This is a genomic window from Pseudomonas sp. M5A4_2d (assembly GCF_053345295.1).
On sequence record NZ_JBKEZW010000004.1, the window covers coordinates 346920 to 353580 of the forward strand.

The window sequence follows — 6661 nt, forward strand, 5'->3', positions numbered from 1 at the left end:
TATATGGAATTTCAGCATGGAGTAGTAAGTGTTGAACATGTCCCTTGGAACGTTCCAAAAATTTCAATGGATTGGCTAAGTGAAATTCTTCTTGGTGATGTGGGTTTGAGGGATTTTCTTGTAATTAAGGAAGGCAGTAGTTGTAAAAAGTCTGTATATTTTAGATCCTGCAAGGAGCAGATGCTATTGTTGATAAGGACACTTTATTCAAAGGAGGGTTGCACTCTTTATTTGAGACGTGTCGAGTATTACGATGCTTGCTGCTTAGAGTTTTACAACCAAGTGCAGAAAAGTTTTCCAAAAGCTAAAGTGCAGTTGAATGTGTTTTTCACACCGCCAGGCGCGTTTGCTCTGCCTGCTCATTCAGACGATCATGATCTTTTGATAATACAAGTTTCAGGCGAGAAAGAGTGGTTTTTCTGGCGGCCATTGCCAGAAGAGAGCTGTTTAGGGTTTGATTCAGATCAAATAAGTTTTGCCTCTCGCGAGCATGCAAATAAGCATACGGTTGAGCAGCGGACAACATTAGAACCCGGATCTTATTTTTTTATGCGTAAGGGGACTATTCACAGAGCGCGCTGCAACGATCTACCTTCCGTCCATCTGAGTATATGGCTTGATTATGATTGAATCAATTCTATCGAGCGTTAGATTTGCAAATGCTCAGTTCAGATTTATGGAGCATATGAAGGTTTCTTCACCTCTCCTATTGGCAAATTTAATCTCCAGTACTCAAGCCTTTGTGTTACTTACGATAGCTATTGTCTCTCTTTCTCATCAGGTTCTAATTTTAACATACGCAGCTAGCCTAGGCCTTTTTTATACGGCTTTGGTACTCGCTGTTACGAACCCAATCGGATATAGAATTAGCTCCCACATAGCTAAAGGGGATCATAGATCTGTTTGTTTTACGATGTTAAGAGCGTATCCATACTTGATTGTGCTAATTATTATGTTGTGGTTTGTTCTAATTTTTTTTCAAAGGCTGGCTGTTGCCCCAATTTTGTCAAGGGTTGACTCAGATGAGTTGGCTGAGTATATGATTTATTATTGGGTGGACTGCGCGATCTTAACCCTCTCAGTTCCGTTGTATTTGCTAGTCGTAGCTCTTAAGAAAAACGTGGTTATACTGGCGATCACTTTTTTTGGTGTTGGTGTAACTGTGGCGTGCGCTTCATACCAGGTACTCTTACAAAGTGCACAGATACATAATATAGCAGCATCTGCTTTATATGGGCGGGTGGGTATGGCTGTAGCCTATATTTTTATTTTTATAGTGTATGTCAAAGATATATGGCCCCATTTTTCAACGGAGTCTCCAGATAAAAGTAATTTCAGTGGTAAGGAATTATTTACTGATGTTCTTGATTATGTTTCTGCCTCTATTGTCAGTAATGGGTTGGTGCTAGTTCAGGCTTTAGTGCTTTCATTGACGCCAACTATATTGATAGTGAACGCTACCGTCAGCAGTGTAAGCAATGTTTTTAGCTCGCTGGGGCTTGCTTTGGGAACTTCAGGTGGAGTTGCTTTAGCAAGCGCTCACGCACGCGGTGCAAACCACTCAGAGGATATCGCGAAGGCAATTAAATTGTATGCAAAAATTCTTGGAGGATTTGCTTTTTTTTGTAGCTTTATAGTGCTGGTATCTCAGTTAAATCTACTTAAGGTATTAGATTATGTTGAGTTGTGTTATTTGGGCTTTGTAACATCTGCTCTTGTGGGTGTGGCATTTTTTATAAGTTATACGTCTAAGGCCATATTAAGGGGAGATGCCCGGTTTCAAAAAGACCTGACGTTTAAGTTTGTGAGGTTAAGGGTGCTTGCGCTTATTTTCTTTTATGTTTTAACAATAAGTGATAATCTTTCTGGAGCGATTTATTTTACTTTGATGCTTCTTATGTCGTCCTACTATGCCGTGTCGGTATCTCGGCGTATAAATAGTGGTCTATGGGCAGAAAAATTTAATAGGATATAAAAATGATATTGCTACGACCTAGATTGGTTACTTCGAGATTGGAAATTCGTGCATTCAAAGCTGAGGACTTCAAGTCGTTCTATGAGGCTATCAATCACTCGAAAATAGCAGCTGATATGGGCTCATTGAGCTATCCTTACCCCGAAGCAGAAGCTATCAAATGGTTTGAGTCGCACGATCAGATGGAGTCTTCAGGAAGGGCGCTTGTGATGGCGATCACGTTGCAGGGATATATAATCGGGGCGGTTAGTTTAGTTGGTATTTCAATGTTTCACTCTAGATGTGCATTGACTTATTGGGTTTCCCCTGAACATTGGGGTAAAGGTTATTGTACTGAGGCAGTGGAGGCTGTAATAAAGTTTGCTACTCAAGATCTTTCTATACATAGAGTGTTTGCGCAGTGCTTTGAGAGGAATTTTTCGTCACGAAAAGTTTTAGAAAAGGTTGGGATGACTTTCGATGGGCTTTTTATAGATGATTATAAGAAAGATGGTGCATACGAAAATATTGTTCAAATGTCAATGATTGGATCTTCTGCTTAAAATGTATTTTAACGATATTTTTACACGTAATTGCTAAGAAAGTAGGCCAGCCTGAGTTAACCTTAAATCTTTCAGCTGAGAATTTGTGCCAATCATCAATCAATTGGATTGCCCCCCCCCCCCCCCCCCATCATCTTTAGCAGGCAGCATAAATTGGGATGCGAAAAATAATCCCATTCATTAACTGAAGGCTACATAGAGTCTAAATAAATACATGGGGTTGGGGCTTAACAAGCGAAGTACTACAGAACAATCCAGGTGTGTTTTGTTAGGGACGATTGGTTCGTAACTTCGCCAGGCCCTGCTTGATGTGCCCAGCATTTTCGCCGATCACGAATAGCGCCCCGCGTATGTTATTGCCAATTTCATCCAGGCCTTGCTTTTCGCTTAGGAGAGCCAATTCCATCAGAGCAGCTTCTTACGCGAGCTGATTCTCGTACATTCGTTCAAGCAAATCCGGGAGTGAGTATTCCCCTGACATGTGTGCTATCTCATCGAAAAGGCCTAAGCATAGCAGAGGCCTACCAAATTGATGCTTGCTTAGAAGTTGCTACAAGGCCAAACGCACAAAGCCCGGTAAGCATAGCTGGTGGTGGTTTTAAGGAAGGCTATGTCCAATCCATCATCGGTGCGACGCGGGAGTGATAAGGTGATCCAGGGAATAAGCCTGATGCTGTAAGAAATTTCCCCGCTTTGGATAACGCCGCGGATCTCAAGGAGATCATTGTGCCGTATATCGTGGTCTGACCCCGATATCCCCACAGGCGTTCGCGTATTACGCCCGAGCTTGGTTGGGGCCAATGTCGGGTGTTTGTGGGGGACCTGGCGGAGCTTCCGTGTCGACGACTTCGAGTTGGCGTCATTGGTATGCCAACTGGCGTGTCTTACCAATGCCTCTGTCCTGACCTGGCGATAACCTTCACTCACATTGAGTCGGGCGGAGGTTTGTTCCATGAAGCAATCAAGTCGAGTAGCACTGGTAACGGGCGCTTCTTCCGGGATGGGGAAGGCGTTCGCACAGGCGTTGTTGGGGGAGGGCATGGTCGTTTACGCCGTCGCCCGGCGCGTGGATCAAATGACGGAACTGCGTCGGTTGGGGGCGATTACACTCGCGATGGATATCACCCGCGAGCAGGATGTGGAGCGAGTGGTTGCCCACATTAAAAGTCAGCACGGTGCGGTAGATGTGCTTCTGAATAATGCCGGTTTTGGATTATACGGGGCGATGGAAGACACCCTGATCGATGACGCTCGCTACCAATTCGAGGTGAACCTGTTCGGGCTTGCACGACTGACGCAGGCCCTGCTGCCGGGTATGCGTAGCCAGGGCAAAGGCCTCATCATCAATATCTCCTCCATGGGGGGCAAGGTCTACACCCCGCTAGGCAGTTGGTACCACGCCACCAAACACGCCCTGGAAGGATGGTCGGATTGTTTGCGCCTCGAGCTTCGACAGTTCGGTATCAACGTGGTCTTGATTGAACCGGGCGCGATCGACACCGAGTTTGGGGCGGTCATGCTGGAACCCATGCTTCGCCGCTCGGAAAACGGTGCTTACCATGCCATGGCCCAGAAGGTCGCCGCTGCCACGCGGCAGTCGTATAAACCCGGTTCGCTGTCCAAGCCCCAGGTCATCGTCGACCTGGTGTTGAAGGCTGTGCGTAGCGCCCATCCCAAAACACGCTATGTTGGAGGTAAATATGCGCGGCCACTGATGACCATCCGCAAATGGCTGGGTGACCGGATTTACGACAAGATAATGATGGCTATGGTGCGGTGACAGGAGCGAAACCTATGAGGCCTGCTACGCAATTTTCGGTGCATCCGGGGTGGGCGTTGGTCATTGCTGATCTCGGCGCGAACGTTGCCGATGTGCTGAGGCTTGCCAAGCTTCCCGATGACCTTTTTGCCCGGCCAGATGCGAGCGTGGACCCGATAGAGTATTGCCAGCTTTGGCTCGCACTGGAGCAGTTGACCCAAGGGCAAGCACTGCCATTGATCATAGGCAAAGCGATTACCGCCGAAGCGTTTGACCCTCCCCTATTTGCAAGCTTGTGCAGCCCGAACCTGGAGGTCGCCCTGCGGCGACTTGCCAGCTATAAGGCGCTGATCGGGCCTCTGGTGTTGCACATTGAGCAGCAAGCGGCCTTCATGGAGGTGAGTGTAGAGTTTCCGAAGGTGGTGCCGTTATGGCCTGCCAGCACCGTAATGACGGAGCTGGTGTTTTTTACTCAACTGGCTCGCCTGGCAACCCGTCATCGGATCTGCCCGATACGTGTGCAATTACCGACGCCACCCGATGATTGCCGCCCTTACGAAGCGTTTTTCGGCTGCGCTGTCACGGTGGCCCCCAAGCCTTCAATCAGGTTTAGCGACAGTGATTCAAAGCGGCCTTTCCTGACAGCAAACCAACCCATGTGGGCGTTTTTTCAGCCGCTGCTGGACAAGCGCTTGAGTGAATTGGACGCCACCGCCAGCGTGCGCAAGCGTGTGCAGGGTTTGCTGCTTGAGTTATTGCCAAGCGGCCAGGCGAGCATCGATGCGGTCGCACAACGGCTGGCGACGAGCAAACGCTCCTTGCAGCGCGCGCTGGAGCTTGAAGGCAGCAGCTATCAAAAGTTGCTGGTGGAGACGCGGCGCAGTCTTGCCGAGCATTACTTGAGCCGTTCGCAAATTAGCTTTGCTGAAGTAGCGTACCTGTTGGGTTTTGAGGACGGAAACACCTTCCACCGTGCTTTCAAATCGTGGTCGGGGATTACACCTGGAGTCTACCGTTCTCAATGGGCAGGCAACGTTTTTTACTCCTAGTGATTTTAGAGGATGATTTTTTACTGCTTGTCGTTTGGATAAAATCGCGGATCTTAAGGAGATAATTGCGCCGTATAGCGTGGTCTGACCCCGATATCTAACCCCGATATCCCGGGCTGCCGCCCTTATAAACCGGGGGCCTTGGTTTCGAAAAACGCGAACGGGTAGTTTCGAATGTCTCCTTCATCGCCACGTTTAGAAAAGACCCTGAATTCAGTTGCTTAGAGTTCGCGGACACTACTGGAATGAGAAGATGGAGGGTGCGTGTCAATGGCCCCCTATTGATGCAAAGCTCCAATATTTTTTAGTGGGAGGGAGTTCAATCTTGGGCTATCTCAGTAAGCCTGCTACTGTTTTGCCATCTTTTGAATACCCGAAATCACACCTCTAAAAAATGGACTTGTCTGAATGGACGAATTTAGTTTTAGAAACGATCTCAGCAATCTCATGCGTGACTGTGACCTCCAGCAGCTTCTGGATTTCATCGGGCATGACTATGACTTTGAAGCGGATCCGCACAGGGTGCTCAACAAAGCCGCCCATTACAGAAGGGAAGAAATACTCCTGCATGCACTAGACCATGGAGGAAATCCCAATGGTGATGGTGAATTCTCTCCGCTGGCGTCGGTCTGCGGACGTGGCGACCTAAAGCTTGCGAAATTGCTGCTCAAGCGCGGAGCAGAGGTCGACCTGAAAGGAAAGTATGGCGTTACTGCAATGAGCTCGGCGGTGCGCAACGGGACAATTCCTGCAGTCAAGTTGCTATTGGATGCAGGGGCGAGTCTAGACGGAGCTATGGAGGCGGCTGTTGACGGGCTTCGTATCGCCTTTGTGAAATTCCTGATCGAGGCGGGCGCACCGCTTGACCAGGTCGATCGCAACGGGATGACTCCTTTGCTCCTCGCGTGCAGTGCAGGAAAGAAAAAGGGTAGTGAGATCGCGATGTTGCTTCTGCGGGCGGGAGCGGATGCAACTTATGTTCGCGAGGAAGATGGTATGTCTGCTATCAAATTCGGCTATTGGGGTTACGGTGAGTGCTCTGCGGAAGTATTCGCTGAATTGAGGGCTCGAGGGGCCCCGGAGCCTGAGTCGGATTTTCAAATCCTACAATTGAGGTGATCCAAGCCTGGAACGATTCATGGCTTCAGTGAGTGGGAATGGCACTGGTACGAAAGTGGTACGGATGATTGGCGATGGGGCTGTAATGCTCGTGCTTTCAGGCCTGTAGATTCAGGCGGTCCAATCCATCATCGGTGCGACGCGGGAGTGATAAGGTGATCCAGGGAATAAGCCTGATGCTGTAAGAAATTTCCCCGCTTTGGATAACGCCGCGGAT

6 protein-coding genes and 1 pseudogene are annotated in these 6661 nt (G+C 48.4%); 6 read left to right on the forward strand and 1 reads right to left on the reverse strand.

Annotation, left to right across the window (positions count from 1 at the left end):
• Positions 1–3: 3 nt before the first annotated feature.
• From ACLBW8_RS14745 to ACLBW8_RS14755, 3 genes are read left to right on the forward strand one after another with little or no spacing between them, the layout of a single operon-like run.
• Complete coding sequence (locus tag ACLBW8_RS14745; protein ID WP_447805655.1) at positions 4–630, forward strand: JmjC domain-containing protein; 627 nt, start codon at positions 4–6, stop codon at positions 628–630.
• Entirely contained in the window at positions 623–1975 is a 1353-nt protein-coding gene (locus ACLBW8_RS14750) for a hypothetical protein (RefSeq protein ID WP_447805656.1), read from the forward strand. The genes ACLBW8_RS14745 and ACLBW8_RS14750 overlap by 8 nt, the downstream gene beginning before the upstream one ends.
• 38 nt (positions 1976–2013) lie before the next feature.
• Positions 2014–2517, forward strand: coding sequence for a GNAT family N-acetyltransferase (locus tag ACLBW8_RS14755; protein ID WP_447805657.1), 504 nt, complete (start codon positions 2014–2016; stop codon positions 2515–2517).
• A 268-nt stretch (positions 2518–2785) separates the two neighbouring features.
• Here the strand turns inward: ACLBW8_RS14755 and ACLBW8_RS14760 are convergent.
• Positions 2786–2998, reverse strand: a pseudogene (locus tag ACLBW8_RS14760) (hypothetical protein).
• Between the two features lie 471 nt (positions 2999–3469).
• Between ACLBW8_RS14760 and ACLBW8_RS14765 the strand changes: the two are divergent.
• The 3 genes from ACLBW8_RS14765 (at position 3470) to ACLBW8_RS14775 (ending at position 6444) form a co-directional block, all read left to right on the forward strand.
• Positions 3470–4297 (forward strand): oxidoreductase, encoded by an 828-nt coding sequence (locus ACLBW8_RS14765; RefSeq protein ID WP_447805658.1) that lies wholly within the window; start codon positions 3470–3472, stop codon positions 4295–4297.
• A gap of 14 nt (positions 4298–4311) precedes the next feature.
• Positions 4312–5325, forward strand: coding sequence for an AraC family transcriptional regulator ligand-binding domain-containing protein (locus ACLBW8_RS14770; RefSeq protein ID WP_447805659.1), 1014 nt, complete (start codon positions 4312–4314; stop codon positions 5323–5325).
• A 408-nt stretch (positions 5326–5733) separates the two neighbouring features.
• Positions 5734–6444, forward strand: a complete 711-nt coding sequence (locus tag ACLBW8_RS14775) for an ankyrin repeat domain-containing protein (protein ID WP_447805660.1) — start codon at positions 5734–5736, stop codon at positions 6442–6444.
• Positions 6445–6661 lie beyond the last annotated feature (217 nt).